The organism is Streptococcus iniae (assembly GCF_030732225.1).
GTDB lineage: Bacteria > Bacillota > Bacilli > Lactobacillales > Streptococcaceae > Streptococcus > Streptococcus iniae.
The window spans coordinates 237778-252557 of sequence record NZ_CP132230.1 but is presented as its reverse complement, the minus strand read 5'-3'; the positions used below and the strand labels follow the sequence as shown (position 1 = coordinate 252557).

At 39.4% G+C, this 14780-nt stretch carries 19 protein-coding genes; all 19 read right to left on the bottom strand.

The genetic code is table 11. The annotated features are described in order from the left end of the window. Positions 1–86: 86 nt before the first annotated feature. Positions 87–362, bottom strand: coding sequence for a BMC domain-containing protein (locus Q9317_RS01425; protein ID WP_003099024.1), 276 nt, complete (start codon positions 360–362; stop codon positions 87–89). Positions 363–391: 29 nt separating this feature from the next. Beyond that, entirely contained in the window at positions 392–667 is a 276-nt protein-coding gene (locus tag Q9317_RS01420; protein WP_003099022.1) for a BMC domain-containing protein, read from the bottom strand. A gap of 30 nt (positions 668–697) precedes the next feature. Continuing rightward, positions 698–973: a BMC domain-containing protein gene (locus tag Q9317_RS01415; RefSeq protein WP_003099021.1), complete on the bottom strand. Its 276-nt coding sequence runs from the start codon at positions 971–973 to the stop codon at positions 698–700. A gap of 12 nt (positions 974–985) precedes the next feature. Then, on the bottom strand, positions 986–1684 hold the full coding sequence (locus tag Q9317_RS01410; RefSeq protein ID WP_003099019.1) for a phosphate propanoyltransferase: 699 nt from the start codon (positions 1682–1684) through the stop codon (positions 986–988). A gap of 10 nt (positions 1685–1694) precedes the next feature. Further along, positions 1695–3356 carry an acetaldehyde dehydrogenase (acetylating) gene (locus Q9317_RS01405; RefSeq protein WP_003099017.1) on the bottom strand — a complete coding sequence of 554 codons (1662 nt, stop codon included), beginning with the start codon at positions 3354–3356 and terminating at the stop codon, positions 1695–1697. Between the two features lie 31 nt (positions 3357–3387). Beyond that, positions 3388–3963, bottom strand: a complete 576-nt coding sequence (locus Q9317_RS01400; protein WP_003099015.1) for a BMC domain-containing protein — start codon at positions 3961–3963, stop codon at positions 3388–3390. Positions 3964–3978: 15 nt separating this feature from the next. After that, positions 3979–4611 (bottom strand): EutQ-related cupin domain-containing protein, encoded by a 633-nt coding sequence (locus Q9317_RS01395; protein WP_003099012.1) that lies wholly within the window; start codon positions 4609–4611, stop codon positions 3979–3981. Positions 4612–5033: 422 nt separating this feature from the next. Next, a complete protein-coding gene (locus tag Q9317_RS01390) occupies positions 5034–5330 on the bottom strand; it encodes a EutN/CcmL family microcompartment protein (RefSeq protein ID WP_003099011.1) in 297 nt (98 codons plus the stop codon). A gap of 11 nt (positions 5331–5341) precedes the next feature. Beyond that, a complete protein-coding gene (gene eutJ, locus Q9317_RS01385) occupies positions 5342–6181 on the bottom strand; it encodes an ethanolamine utilization protein EutJ (protein ID WP_003099009.1) in 840 nt (279 codons plus the stop codon). Next, positions 6174–6812, bottom strand: a complete 639-nt coding sequence (locus tag Q9317_RS01380; RefSeq protein WP_305981565.1) for a hypothetical protein — start codon at positions 6810–6812, stop codon at positions 6174–6176. The genes eutJ and Q9317_RS01380 overlap by 8 nt, the downstream gene beginning before the upstream one ends. 65 nt (positions 6813–6877) lie before the next feature. Beyond that, positions 6878–8008 carry a 1-propanol dehydrogenase PduQ gene (locus Q9317_RS01375; RefSeq protein ID WP_003099001.1) on the bottom strand — a complete coding sequence of 377 codons (1131 nt, stop codon included), beginning with the start codon at positions 8006–8008 and terminating at the stop codon, positions 6878–6880. Then, positions 8005–8451, bottom strand: coding sequence for a EutP/PduV family microcompartment system protein (locus Q9317_RS01370; RefSeq protein ID WP_003098998.1), 447 nt, complete (start codon positions 8449–8451; stop codon positions 8005–8007). Before Q9317_RS01370 ends, Q9317_RS01375 begins: the two co-directional genes overlap by 4 nt. Beyond that, the gene (locus Q9317_RS01365; protein ID WP_003098995.1) at positions 8448–8801 is read right to left on the bottom strand and encodes a BMC domain-containing protein; all 354 of its coding nucleotides are present in this window, start codon (positions 8799–8801) and stop codon (positions 8448–8450) included. The genes Q9317_RS01370 and Q9317_RS01365 overlap by 4 nt, the downstream gene beginning before the upstream one ends. 16 nt (positions 8802–8817) lie before the next feature. Further along, complete coding sequence (gene cutD, locus Q9317_RS01360) at positions 8818–9774, bottom strand: choline TMA-lyase-activating enzyme (RefSeq protein ID WP_003098993.1); 957 nt, start codon at positions 9772–9774, stop codon at positions 8818–8820. A 65-nt stretch (positions 9775–9839) separates the two neighbouring features. Continuing rightward, positions 9840–12386, bottom strand: coding sequence for a choline trimethylamine-lyase (gene cutC / locus Q9317_RS01355; protein ID WP_003098992.1), 2547 nt, complete (start codon positions 12384–12386; stop codon positions 9840–9842). Positions 12387–12440: 54 nt separating this feature from the next. Continuing rightward, positions 12441–13796, bottom strand: coding sequence for an aldehyde dehydrogenase family protein (locus Q9317_RS01350; RefSeq protein WP_003098990.1), 1356 nt, complete (start codon positions 13794–13796; stop codon positions 12441–12443). Between the two features lie 15 nt (positions 13797–13811). Further along, on the bottom strand, positions 13812–14129 hold the full coding sequence (locus tag Q9317_RS01345; RefSeq protein ID WP_003098989.1) for a BMC domain-containing protein: 318 nt from the start codon (positions 14127–14129) through the stop codon (positions 13812–13814). An 11-nt stretch (positions 14130–14140) separates the two neighbouring features. Beyond that, positions 14141–14440: a BMC domain-containing protein gene (locus tag Q9317_RS01340; RefSeq protein WP_003098987.1), complete on the bottom strand. Its 300-nt coding sequence runs from the start codon at positions 14438–14440 to the stop codon at positions 14141–14143. Between the two features lie 18 nt (positions 14441–14458). Beyond that, entirely contained in the window at positions 14459–14740 is a 282-nt protein-coding gene (locus tag Q9317_RS01335; protein ID WP_003098986.1) for a helix-turn-helix domain-containing protein, read from the bottom strand. Between the last annotated feature and the right edge of the window lie 40 nt (positions 14741–14780).

The following is a 14780-nucleotide window of genomic DNA, read 5'->3' as shown; positions in this document are numbered from 1 at the left end:
TACATTCTTTGTTTAAAAGCAAACACATCTGTCAGAGTAAAGACCGGCAACTTGACACTACCAGTCAGCAACTCTGTTGATTCCAATTAGTGTTTTGGTAAAATGAGTTCAACTTCACTGTGAGGACGTGGGATAACGTGAACTGAAATAAGTTCCCCAACACGTTGGGCGGCAGCGGCTCCTGCATCTGTGGCGGCTTTTACTGCTCCTACATCTCCACGTACCAAGACGGTTACTAGACCCCCTCCAACAAATTCTTTTCCAATTAAAGTAACGTTGGCGGCTTTTACCATGGCGTCTGCGGCTTCTATTGAACCAATTAATCCTTTAGTTTCAATCATTCCTAATGCTTCTGAGTTCATGTGTATTCCTCTTTCTTTTTTTATTTGCCTTATTTTGTTGGTAAAATCAATTCAACTTCACTGTGAGGGCGTGGGATAACGTGAACTGAAATAAGTTCTCCAACACGTTGTGCGGCAGCGGCTCCTGCATCTGTGGCGGCTTTTACTGCTCCTACATCTCCACGTACCAAGACGGTTACTAGACCCCCTCCAACAAATTCTTTTCCAATTAAAGTAACGTTGGCGGCTTTTACCATGGCGTCTGCGGCTTCTATTGAACCAATTAATCCTTTAGTTTCAACCATTCCTAATGCTTCTGAGTTCATGTGTATTCCTCTTTCTTTTGGCAATAGCCATTATTTATTTGGTAAAATCAGTTCAACTTCGCTATGAGGTCGTGGGATAACGTGAACTGAAATAAGTTCTCCAACACGTTGTGCGGCAGCGGCTCCTGCATCTGTGGCGGCTTTTACTGCTCCTACATCTCCACGTACCAAGACGGTTACTAGACCTCCCCCAACAAATTCTTTTCCAATTAAAGTAACGTTGGCGGCTTTTACCATAGCATCTGCGGCTTCTATCGAGCCAATCAACCCTTTGGTTTCAATCATTCCTAATGCTTCTGAAGTCATTTTTATCTCCTTTTATTTCATTAAACGTAATTTATCCTTGCCTGTAACTCCCAGGGCGTTGGCTTCTTCGGTATCTAAATGGCATTCTAGTGCAAATGTTTCTTTAACACGGATGGTCACATTTTTGAGAATACCGCCACGCTCACCTGGCAACTCTAAGGCGACTTCTTCTTTGTCGACAACCCCAAAACATTTGGCATCTTCTGGTGTCATATGAATATGGCGTTTAGCAATAATACATCCCTTTTTCAATTGGACTGAACCGGCTGGTCCGATAACCGTACAACTAGGCGTAGCTTCTAGGTCTCCTGAGAGACGTAAGGGGGCATTAATTCCTAATTTAAAGCCATCTGTTGCTGTGATTTCAACTTGGCTTTCTCCTCTAACTGGTCCTAAGATACGCACTTTGTCAATCACACCTTTTGGCCCTGCAATTGTGACACATTCTTGAAAAGCAAACTGACCTGGTTGAGAGAGATCTTTGAGTTTTTGAAAGACATACCCTTCTCCAAAGAGAAGGTCCGCATCAGCCTGTGACAGATGGATATGATGGTTTGAAACACCTAATGGGATAACAAACCCATTTGTATCCAAATCTCTTGGACAAGAAGGCTTTACTAAGGCTGATTCCTGACTGAGATTTTCTGAAGACGTCAAACCACTCAATTGATCAATGACCTGATAAAATAAACGTTCTAAATCTTGCTCCATCTTCTCCCTCTTATTTCTGTTTTAAAGCTGATAAGATTTCTCTTACAATAGTGTCATTGTCTACTGCAGTATTGGCATTGATTTTTATGCTATCATCAGAAGGTTTTTGTGCCTGCCGTCTTTCAAATGCCTCTTGAATGGATTGAGGCGTTTGATCGAGAAAGGCTTTTTGTGTCTGGCAAGAAACGCTAGTCTCTTTGCAGTGAATGGATGCAGAAGACACTACTGATACCTCTTCTTTCATTGACTGTGTTGGGCACCCTTTTGGCAAAGCCTGAAAAATAGCATCATCGGCCACTAAGTTTGTCACATCTTTTATGCCATAAGCTACTGTTTTGATGTTCATCAAATGTTTGGGTCCAAGGTTTTCAGAAACCGAACTTCCTCCTGCTGTACCGCAACCAAGTGTGAAAGCAACTGGTAAACCTGTTGAGATTCCAGTGCCACCTTGACTACCACCTGTATTAACCAGAATACGAGAGGCTGGTTTTGTTGAGAAGCGGAAAATCATTTTTGGATCTTCTGTGTGTAGACTCATGGTGTGCCCAATGCCATTTTGCAAGAGACGAATACTCAAAGCACAGGCTTCTTCCCAGTTCTTAACCACATAGAAACCTAAAACTGTTGTTAATTTTTCAAATGACAATGGATTGCCTTGACCGACACCTGATTGAGGACCCACAAGAACTTTAGTATCCTTTGGAACGGCTAAGCCAACTGCCTCAGCAATTTCGGTTGCAGGTTTTCCAACAAATTTCGGACTCATTGATGGGTTGCACCCTTGTGAATTGCCTCTAAAGAGAACATCACAAACCTTATCTGTTTCCTCTTTGGTCATAAAGTAACAACCTTGTGCTTTTAATTCACGAATAACCTCATCTTTATTGACTTCTTCACAGATAATGGCTTGTTCAGAAGCACAGATGGTGCCATTATCAAAGGTTTTAGAGGCTAGGATGTTTGAAACGGCTTTTTTAACATCTGCTGTTCGTTCAATATAGGCTGGCGAGTTTCCTGCCCCAACACCTATTGCTGGTTTACCACTGCTGTAAGCTGCTTTAACCATACCAGGACCGCCAGTAGCAATAATCATTGAAACTTCTTTAGCATGCATCAAGGTATTACTTGATTCTAAAGAAGGGTTCATCACGCAAGCAACCAAATGTTCTGGTGCTCCTGCTTCAATGGCTGCTTTTCGAACAAGTTCTGTTGCCGCAATACTACACCGTTTAGCAGCTGGATGAGGTGCAAAAACAATGGCATTACGTGCCTTGATTGCAATCATTGCTTTAAAAATGATGGTTGACGTTGGGTTTGTAGAAGGGGTTATCCCTAGTATCAACCCCATTGGTTCTGCTACATTGAAAAGTTTATTTTTTTCATCAAATTCAATAATTCCTGAGGTTTTTTGATGCTTAATCTCTTCATAAAGCAAATGTGATGCCGCATGATTTTTATAAGCTTTATCAGCTACTTTTCCAAATCCTGTTTCTTCAACTGCCATTTCTGCCAAGTGATAGGCATTAGCTTGAACAGCTTTAACAATATTCTGTAAAATCGCATCAATTTGTTCATCAGAGAAGTGTGCCACTTTATCAGCCGCTTCTTTCCCTTTTTTTGCAAGATCTCGTGCTTCTTGAATCGAGCAGAGATCAATATCGATTGTCTTCATTTAATCCATTCCCCCTTATCTTTTTTGATCATCAGTTCATATGTTGTGATTTAAAATCTTTGACCAACATGTCAATCATGTCTCGCCGAACCATTTTCTCCAGTTTTTCTGAAGCTACTAGAAGCCGCTCATTGACAGCAACTATACGTCTCAAAGCGTCAACCTTCATTTTCTCTAGAGTCCGTCTGTACTCTTTGATTGACATTTCTGACACAGCAGTCATTAGGGAGAGTTCTTCCTCAGAAAGAGAAACATCTGTTTTTGCAATCATCTCTGTCTCTTGAGCTATTGTGATTTCTTTTTTAGTGTCAATAGGCTGCGCGATAGACTGATTAGCTTTTTGATAAATAGTAGCTAACTGATCATCTGGTCGAGGAATGACATGCGAGCTAATGAAACAAGCCTCTTCTAAACGTCTTATGGCACTAGCACCTGCTTCAACTGCTGTTTTAACGGCTCCGACATCACCTTCTACGCTAACCATCACAAGACCACCGCGAACCTTTTGTGACCCCATCAAGGAAACATCAGCAACTTTCAACATCACATCTGCTGCTTCAATTGCAGCAATAAGGCCATAAGTTTCAATCATTCCTAATGCTTTCATCTACACTCCCCTTTGTTACATTAAATCTGCCCAATTAGCTGGAAAAGTGGTGTAAAAGAGTTTCGCATTATCAGGCGAGCCCCAAACCACATCAGATCCTTCTGGAACAAATATAACGTCCCCAGCACGACCAACATAGGTTTGACCGTCAATATCAATGGAAACTGTTCCAGAAATCACATAGTCAATCTCCTCATATGGTAATTTCCAAGCAAAGCTCGAATGGTCAATGGTTAAGAAACCAGCACTCATTTTGGATTCGTCTTTACTAACAAGCTCTTGGAAACCAATCTTATCTTCGGGGTTTCCAGTATCAAAAACATCCATTCTAACAGTGCCACCCTTAACAATTTTTAAACCATTTGAGTGAACAACACTACGATAAGGTAAACTTGGTTTAGCAGCCTTCTCATCACAATTGCTCAACATTTTTTTTAATAAGGACAACAATTCATCTGAAGTTATGTCGCCATTACAAGTGGTTTCTTGTTTTGAACAAGGTTGTTGACAGTCTACAAAAGTCACCCCTCGTTTTTTAGCTTCATCTTTAGCAGCAGGTGTAATGATTGTTCCTGGGTCGATGTAACAAGTTGTCTGACCCTTTTCAAAACAAGCCAAAACATCTTTAGCAACAATTAAATTTGCCATTATTTCTCCTTTAATTAAGATACTAAGGACGTTTAGAAAACGACTGAATTTTAGGGGCTTACCTGAAATCCTGATTTCAGAAGGAAGTCATCTAAATTCCTCGTTTTCCGTCCGAGTTCAATTCTCATTAAGATACTAAGGACGTCTAGAAAACGACTGAATTTTAGGGGCTTACCTGAAATCCTGATTTCAGAAGGAAGTCATCTAAATTCCTCGTTTTCCGTCCGAGTTCAATTCTCATTAAGATACTAAGGACGTTTAGAAAACGACTGAATTTTAGGGGCTTGCCTGAAATCCTGATTTCAGAAGGAAGTCATCTAAATTCCTCGTTTTCCGTCCGAGTTCAATTCTCATTAAGTTTCTAAGGCATCTTGTGACACCTTTTTTATTATCACTCATTGTAGTGACCGTAAAGCTTTCCGTTACGAAAATCTTTCTTGTTTACCATTTTGTTTTTTAACGTCATCATAATTGTCATCAATGATTCCAACAACTGCGGCATCAACTGGCATTTGGTCGTCTCCCATCATGCGACGAGCTGCAGAACCTGTCGTAATAATAACGCGGTCACCAATTCCTGCACCAATCATATCTACAACAACAATAAGCTCTCCTGCTTTACTGCCACCTTTAACTTCTGCTAGCAATAACTTTGCGCCACTCAGGGCATCAGATTTTCTTGTTGCCCATATATTATCAACTAACTCTGCAACTAACATCGTTTCTCCTTTTAATAGATAATGGTTTGACTGCAATTCATCGCAATACCAATTGGTGTTACAAACATTGGATTTTTAGGTTTGATGGTTTTGATCTTAGTCTCTTTTTCAATAATGCTTTCAATCCCCGTTAAGCAACTGCTTCCACCAACTAAATAGATAAGATCAAGATCATAACCTTCAATGTGTTTTGTAATGATAGAAGCAACTTTTTCCACTACAGGCTTAAGAACACCTAGCAATTCCTTGTGGTTATGAGGGTCCCGTTTATAAGCATCTGCTGCTTCAAAATCCAGATGGTAGGCCCCTGATACCACCAGTGAAAAATGTGTCCCACCAGTTGGCTCATCAATGCATTTCACCACTTGACCGTCTTTTAAAATTGAAATCCCTGTTGTTCCACCACCAATATCAACAATAGCTCCATTTTGCAAACCAACAATCGTATTAGCTGCTGTTGGCTCATCCAACAAGGCCGTCAACTCAAAGCCTGCTCCTTGCACCACATTTTTAATGGCGCCACCATCTAAGGCATCCGTCCCAGGTGGAATAGCTGCCGCTGCGTATAAGAGTTCTGCATCTAATTGTTCTTCTAGACTTTTTTTCAAGTCACGAACGATTTGAATCGCTCCCATGTAATCAACAACCATACCGTCACGAATAACACTGGCATGTCTGTGAGCTCCCGCAACAATTTTTTTATTCTCGTCTAAGACAACTAAAACAATGTAAGCAGTCCCTAAATCAACGCCTGTTAAATAAACACCACCTTTACTCTTGATGGGGTTTTGTTGAGCGTGTTCAAATGCTTCAACATAAGTATCACAGGTTTTTGATAATCCATCATGCATGATAACTTTCCTCCTCACTCTTGTTCAGGTAATAAGCAATCAACTCCTCCAACCTCTCAGAAACCAGTTTGAATTGGTCACTTTCTGTATCAGACAGTTGTTCAATGAAAGCTTCTAAACGAAAATAAAGAGGATAAAGTCTAGTCAATATTTTTCCCTTATCCAATTCCAAGAACATGGAAACAGTTGACAGGTTAGTGATGATATAGGTCTTATCAATTTCTTTTAGTGGTTTTTCAAGCTTCAATTGTGGTGGAGACTGCTTCTCACCTACTAGACTAAGAGCTAAACAATTTTCTAAAACGCCTAATTCTTTAGCTAAAACCAAGTCTAAATGTGCCAAATCAGAGGCAGTTTTTAAAAACTCACACCGGATGGCAAACCATTCTGCTTGTTCTGGCAAGTGTCGAAAGCCTTTTGACTTTGCATTTTGTGTGTTAGATTTTCTCTTCACTGTCATAGCTTTTTTCTTTTGCCAAAGAGGATCATTATCATCATAAATAGTGACTTTACGATCCATTAGAAAGGTTTTTGCTCCTGGTGTTAATCTAGTATTGTTTTCAATGGTAAACGTTTCGAAAGGAAAGGCATTATACTTCAGGCGTAAATCATCTTCTGTTAAAAATTTCATCCTTTTCTTCTTTCCCTTTTGTTCATCTTGTGACTTAGTGTGATTCTCAAATCATAAGTAAGCAACTACAAGCCTCGGTAAATGGTCTCAATATCTTTAAGAGTTACCGGGCGAGGATTTGTTGGTGTACAAGCATCTGCCATAACACGCTTTGCCATTTCTGGAATCATTTTTTCAAACGCTGCTCGATCAATCCCTAAGTCTTCAAGAGTATTTGGTATGCCAAAAGCTTGTGACATCCGTTTAATAGCTGCCATTAGAGCCATGACACTTTGTTTAGCAGTTGATCTTTGTAAATTTAAAATCTCAGCCACTTGGGCATAACGTTTTGTCACTTCAGTTTCATGGGATTCATTAACTGACGCATTAAAAGCAATGACATGCGGTAACAAAAAGGCATTAATTCTACCATGAGGAACATGGAAGAAAGCACCAATAGCATGTGATAAGCTATGGCAAATACCTAAACCAGCATTGTTAAAGGCAATTCCTGCAATCGATGAGGCATTATGCATCTTTTCACGCGCCAGCTTATCCTCACCATATTTGTAAGTTACTGGTAAGTATTTCCAAGTTAGAGCAATTCCTTTTTCAGCACAAGCATCTGAAAAATCACTCGCTTGATTTGAAACATAGGCTTCTAAACAGTGTGTTAAGACATCCATTCCGGCATCTGCTGTTACTGCTTTGGGAACACTCATGGTAAAGGTATTGTCTAAAATAGCAATATCTGGAACCATTGATGAATCTACCAAGGCAATTTTTTCATTATAGGTTGGGTCTGAAATAACGGCAAAAGCAGTATTTTCACTCCCTGACCCACTTGTTGTTGGTATGGCAATTAACCTTGGCTTGTCAACCTTTTCTGACTCCGTATAAACCCTTATAACAGCCTTAGCTGAGTCCATGGCTGAACCACCACCTAACGCAATGACTGTATCAGGTTTAAAGGCTTTAATTTCTGCTACTCCTTGCGAAACCACTTGAACAGTTGGGTCTGGAACAACTTTTGAAAAGACCATGGTTTCTGCTCCAGCTGCTTTCAAGTTTTTTAAAACTTCATCAACCATATGGTTTTTTTCCATAAAGGGATCGCAAATGACATAAGCTTTTTTTATGGGTAACTTTGAAATTTCTTTTATGGACCCATTACCAAATATAAACTTAGGCCCTACCTTAAATTCTTGCACTTTCATTGTTTACCTTCTCTTAATAATTTGATTTTATCGACTAATCTCTGACAATCTTCTTGAGCGTCTATTACAATCTCATAAATCTCATCAAGACTAGCTTCTTCCAATTCTCTATGACAGTCCTCTCGTTGAGCCAAGTCATTAGCTTCACTGCGTAAGATTAGTCCAATACTTGGCACTCGAAATGCTCTGGCAAAATTGGGAGAATAAACCCTAAATTCACGATTTTCATTCAGTAACATTAAAACGCAGTAAGCATTTTGCTGACAGGCAATAATGTGACGTGTCATCCAAGGACTTCTTAAATAAGAACTTGGAACATCAATGGTGTGGTCATGATAAACAATTGAGTTTACTTGCTTCAAAGAATGACTCTTCTCAATCATTGCAAGAAGTTTTCTTTTCTCATCGTCCTCTGGACCAATAACAAGGATTCTTTTTTTCATGATCGTGTTAGGGAAACTGTTGAAAATCCTAATTTTTCCTTGAAATAATCTAAGATACTTTCTAAAGAGGTTTCAACACTCTGAACATCGCCGCTAAACATGAGAGAACCTGTAAAGCGATCAACAAAACAAATATCAACATCTGCTGCTTTACCTGCAATATCTGCTGCTATAATAGCAGTTTCATAAGGTGTTAAGGCCAAAATACCAATAGCACCTTGTTTTGAAACTCCTAAACTGTCATAAACAGCATCAATTGGAGCTGCAATGCAATGAGCAAGGGTAATTTGTTTTCCTGGTACCGATTCTTGAATGATTCGATCTATTTTTCCCATTTCTTCAAACACCATTTTCCTCCTGACATCATCAGTGCTTCACAACAGTTACTGGAAAATCATAAGATAATATATAACTTTCAATCCGATCTAAATCATATTGACTTAACGAAGGGTCTCCTTTTATCTTATATTCCAAGCCTAATTGATTGTACTTATTGACCCCTAATTTGTGATAGGGCAACAAATCAATCCCTTGAAAATTGGGATAATTTTTGTAAGGAAGCAAAAACTCAATAACTGATTTAATCTCTTCTTCACTGTCGTTAATCTCTTTTAGCATCGGCATTCTGATTTTAACCTGATATCCTGCTTCAATAATGTATTTTAAATTTGCTAAAATCCGTTCATTTCCAACACCTGTAAGTTCATTGTGTCGTTTTGAATCCATGTGCTTCATGTCAAATAAGAATAAATCGGTATATTCAGCAACTGCCATAACAACCTTATTAGGCACATGACCAGCTGTTTCAACAGCTGTGTTCAAACCATCTTGCTTACAGGCTTGTAAAAGAGCAATTGCACCCTCAGGTTGTGCCAGACATTCCCCACCTGACAAGGTAACACCACCACCTGACATGTCATAAAAGGCATCGTCTTCATGAATAATGGCCATGAGTTCTGAGATGGTTTTTGACTGACCGGCAATGCTTAAGGCACCTTCTGGACAGCCCTTAATATCCTCTTGGCTTGGTAGTTTTTTCTGGTAATTCCTAATATCAATGGGATGTTCTTTATCTGTGTAATCAAAGCAAACTTTGCCAAGAGGACAGGTCTGCGCACATGAATTATAGGGTTTACACAGAGTCTCTTTATACATCATGTTTGTCCCAAATGCCAATCCTTCTGGATTGGCACACCACTTACACCGCATCGGACACCCCTTAAAGAAGACGATGGTGCGGATTCCTGGACCATCATAGAGGTTGTATTTTTGAACATTGAAGACATTAATTCGCGTTTCATGTTTATGTGTTGTTACCACCACTATTTTCTCCTAATTATTCCTATAGAAGCCGTTACACTTAAGACTGCTATAGGACATTTATTTGCTTAAATTCTGGTTAAAACTGTTCTTGCAATAATTTCATCTTGAACATCTTTGCACAATTCAACAAAGAAGGCACTGTATCCTGCAACACGGACAATTAAGTCACGGTATTTTTCAGGATGTTTTTGAGCGTCAATCAAGGTATTGTTGTCAAGATAGTTAAATTGCATCTCACCATTACCAAGAATACTTGCTGTTCTAAGAAGGGTGATTAAACTTTCTTCTCCTTGAGGTGTATCAAGTAAACCAGCCATAATCTTAAAGTTGTGAACAAGACCAATATTCATGTTTTCATTGGCCATCTTAGAAACAGATTTAATAATTGCTGTTGGTCCTTTGGTATCCATACCATGATCTGGTGAAATCCCATCTGATAATGGTGTCCACGCACGACGACCTGATGCTGATGCCGCTGTGATTTGCCCTAATGGTGTGTTGTTTGAAATAGACAAGGTTCCATGACTTAAGACAGAATACAAAGTCTTGTATTTACGGTGTTCAGCTTCTGTGAAGGCAATGATGTCTGACGTGAAGTAATCAACATAGTCATCGTCATTCCCATACTTAGGAACCGACAAGCAATCAGCACGAACCTGATCATAACCTTCAAAGTCTGCGACTAAAGCTTTGTTTAATTCTTCAAGACTGTATTTTTTATCTTCAAAAACTAATTTTTTAATGGCAGCCATTGAGTCTGCATAGTTCGCAAGTCCTGACCAAACAACACCTGGACCAAAGTTATACATTGCCCCACCAGCTTTAACATCACGTCCATTTTCCATAGTGCCTTCATACATGATTGACATCAACGGTACTGGTGCCAATTCCCGTTGAACACGTTGCGAAATAACAGTCATTACAGATGTCCATTTAGTGACATACTTAATGGTTTCTTTAACAGCTGTTTCAAACGCTTCAAATGTTTTATAGTGATCAAGTGATCCCATGTCTGGGGTAACTGGTTTTCCATACCAAAGGGGAATACCATGATTCAAGGTTGTTTCAATTAAGATTGGCCATTGTGTGTAAGCTGTTGATGTCCATTGGTAAAGGCGACCTGATTTTTGAGGTTCAACACAGCCCATCAAACAGTAATCACGGGCATCTTCCATTGACACACCTTTAGCTAACATCATCTTGATGTGAGTGTCATCAAAGTGACAAGCTGGGAATCCAATACCTGCACGAACAACCTCAACAATTTTCTTCAAGTAGTCACGCGGAGATTTATTGTGAACACGGGTTGCAAGGGTTGGTTGGTATACTTTGACGTGACGAACAGCATCCATCAAAAGATAAGTTAAGTCATTGGTAGCATCACGACCATCACGAGTAACACCACCAACACACATGTTGACAAATGGTTGGTAACCGGCGAAGAATTGAGATGAGCCTTCAGAGGTCAACCACATCATTTCTGACATCTTAATGAACATAGCACCTGACAATTCAAAAGCTTGGTAGGGTGTCATGCGGCCAGCTTCAATATCTCTTTTATAAAGTGGGTACATGTATTGGTCAACACGTCCAATTGAAAGACCCGTTTGGTTTTCTTCACAAAGAAGCAAGTTTTGAATGGTCACAACATATTGCATAGCTTCCCAGAAGGTTTCTGGTTTATGAGCAGGCACATTAGCATTAACTCGAGAAATAGCTTCTAATTCTGCTTTACGTTTTGGATTGCTTTCTTTAGCGGCAAGTTGTGCGGCATAGTCAGACATTCTTTGAGCATAAATCATAACCCCTTCAGCAGTTAAAATTTGTGCTTTATAGAAGTAAATTTTCTCTAAATCATCTGGGTTACCATAATCAAGGTCAGCCAAGTGTTCTTGTGCTTGTGCTTTAACATCTAGCATCCCTTTAGTCATAGCAATGACATCATAACCTGGGTTTGAGTCACCACCACCTGATGTTGCATGGTATGAACAGTCAGAAACAAAGGATTCACCTGATAATTCCCATGCACCTGCTTCACGGTATTGTGATTCACAAGCTTCATCAACAGATTTACCAGTCCAATATGGGAAGATTTCATCGACTAAAATTTTCTTATCTTCTTCAGATAAGGCATATGGGTCTTGTGGACGAGTTGATACAGTATCAAGCTCATCACGTAACCAACGCCAAGAAATGTCCGGTGAGAAAGCACCAAAGCGTGCACCACCATTTGGTGCCCCAACAAGCAATTCATTATCTTGAATAATCAATGGCGCAATTTTACAAAATTCTTTAAAAGCGGTCCCACGTAAAACAGCTTTTGGCAGGCCTTCATTTTCTTTAGAAATCTTTGTTAAGTTAATTGCTCTAATCAATGAAATGGTTGGTTTGGCTTCCAAATATTGTTTTTTCAAAGCATTCAAACGTGGGGTAATGCCGTCTGGCACTTCAGTTCCTTCTGCTGCAATCAGAGGACTTTCTTTTTGAGTGTCATCAGCTTTAGTAATATCGCCTGATACACTTTGGAATAATTTTTCTAGTGAGGCACGTTCAGCATCACTTAATTGCTTCGTTGCTTCTTCCAACTTAGCTGTAAATTCTTTCATATCCATTTGTGATATTTCCTCTCATTTAGAAATCGCCTAAGCGACTTCTCATTTCTATCATTATTTCTCTAGTTTGAAACCAACTCGCCTAGTGTAAGTCCAATGTTTGGGAGTCATATTTTCTGAACTATAACCACGTCCTGTCGTAATCCCTCCTAAAATTAAAGACGGTGGAAAACTTGACGTCAGTCCTGTTGCCGCGCAAGACGTTGGAGCATTAACAACAATACGGCCAACTGCCTTGACCATGGCAAATTCTCGAATCACCTGCCAGTTAGTGGAGTGAATGGTCAAGGTGTGCCCCATTCTAAGTTCTGACAATAAAGACATACACTTGCTACAAGCCAAGGTCCAATCTGGTTCCAAATAAACCACAATAATCGGACACAGTAATTTTTGACTAAAATAGTCTTCTTCTGTCAAATAATCTTGAACACAAACCAACACTTTTGTGCTTTCTGGCACTGAAATACCAGCCATCTTGGCAATCCATTTAGCTGACTTGCCCATGTAATTATTGCTAATGTTTTTTTCTGATACTTTTAAAAAAGTAATCAGCTTGCGCCTTTCATCTGTTGTGAGGAGGTAAGCACCATTAGCTGTAAGGCTAGCTTTTAGTGGCTGCGCGATAATATTTTCCGTCACAAGAAACTGTTCTGCTCCTGGTAAAATCCCATTGTGAAAACTTCTGGAGTAAATAACATCCCTAACAGCTTGCTCAATATCTGCACTTCTTTCAATAAAGACTGGCCCAGAAGATTCGCCTCCAAAGATACAAGGGGTATTGCTCTTAAACTCTTTAGAAATGTATTCTGGACATCCAATATTGACAAGTAAGTCTAATTTATCACTAGCTAAAAGTTCAGAAATCCCAGCGTCACTAACAATTTCTGCCAAACTTATAGCACCATTTAAGTAACCGCTTTCATCGTTTAGCGCAATAAGCTCTTTAATACCTGTTAAAGTTGCAAGTTTTGACTGTTTATTAGCTACCAAAATCATGGCGTTTCCTGATTTTATCGCTATTAAAATCAAATTCACAACTAGGCTAAAACTTGGATGACTTGGCAACAAAACCGCCACCACACCTAATGGAACACCGATTTCAATCACTTTGTCATCTGCATCCCCAGCTACAATACCAACATAGCTTTCGTTTTGGAAGGTGTCACTAAAACGTTGAAGAAAGGTATGACAAAGAAAACCTTCGTCCTTTTCAACACCATAATCATTCCCAATTGTAAAAGCATGGATCAAAGCGTCAGCCTGACTGCTCAATTGGCTAATGAAGCTTTTACTATAAGTATCTAAATCACTTTGATTAAGGCTTTGCAATTGAAGAAAAGAAGATTTCGCATTGAGGAGGAGATTTCTGGTTTCTTGAATGGAATCTAAATCTTTGTCAATATATCTCATCTAAACTACACTTTCTTATTCTTGACTCTCTTCTGGTAAAAGTAAGGATAATGAATAACGGTCAATAATTTTTCTTAAGTCTTCATGGGGGCCAGGAATAACTACATGGCTGTAAACTTCTGTTCCCATTTTTTCAACAGCTTTAACACCTGCTGCAACAGCCGTTTTACAAGCTTCTGTTTCTCCTTGAACAATCACAGAAATATAACCTGAAGCGGTATTCTCATAACCAATAACATCAACTTCTGAAGCTTTTACCATTGCATCTGCTGCTTCTAGGATATAGACCAATCCAAATGTTTCAATGGCACCAATTGCTTGATATCTTTCCACGGTATTCTCCTTTATTCATTATCAATATCATGCACGGAAACAATATCCCCAACAGAGGGAATGGGTCTTGGCATCACATTATGAGAGGTTAATTTTCCTATTGCAGCTGCTGCTTGTGCCCCTGCTTCAACAGAAGCTTCAACAGCAGCAACATCTCCAACAACCATAATTGTCACTAAGGTTGATCCGACATTTTCGTAAGAGACCAGTTTAACATTGCTGGCTTTTAACATTTTGTCACAAGCTTCTAAAGCCGGGACTAGACCAACAGTCTCAACAAGTCCTAAAGCTTGTCCTCCATGATATCTCATATCACTTTACTCCTTTTATTATTGAAATGTTTTTGAAATATATTTTTGTACGGCTAAACGGCCATCATCAGTGATTCTAAATAAAATTCGTAGATCATCCTTATCATCCAAATCATAACCCGCTTGCTCTAGATAACCATTGCATTCCAAGGACATTAAGTGTTCTAAGAACAAGGGCTCTTTAAATTGTTTTTCCTGACCATATTGTGGCTTTAGGGCAGCCATCACTTGATGTACATCGGCTTCAGAAACAGTGTTCATGTAATTTAGAACAGCTGTGCGTGCTGGTAGTAAACCCATTGCTATACCTCTTTTTCTAAGATAGTGAAGAAGTGACTCC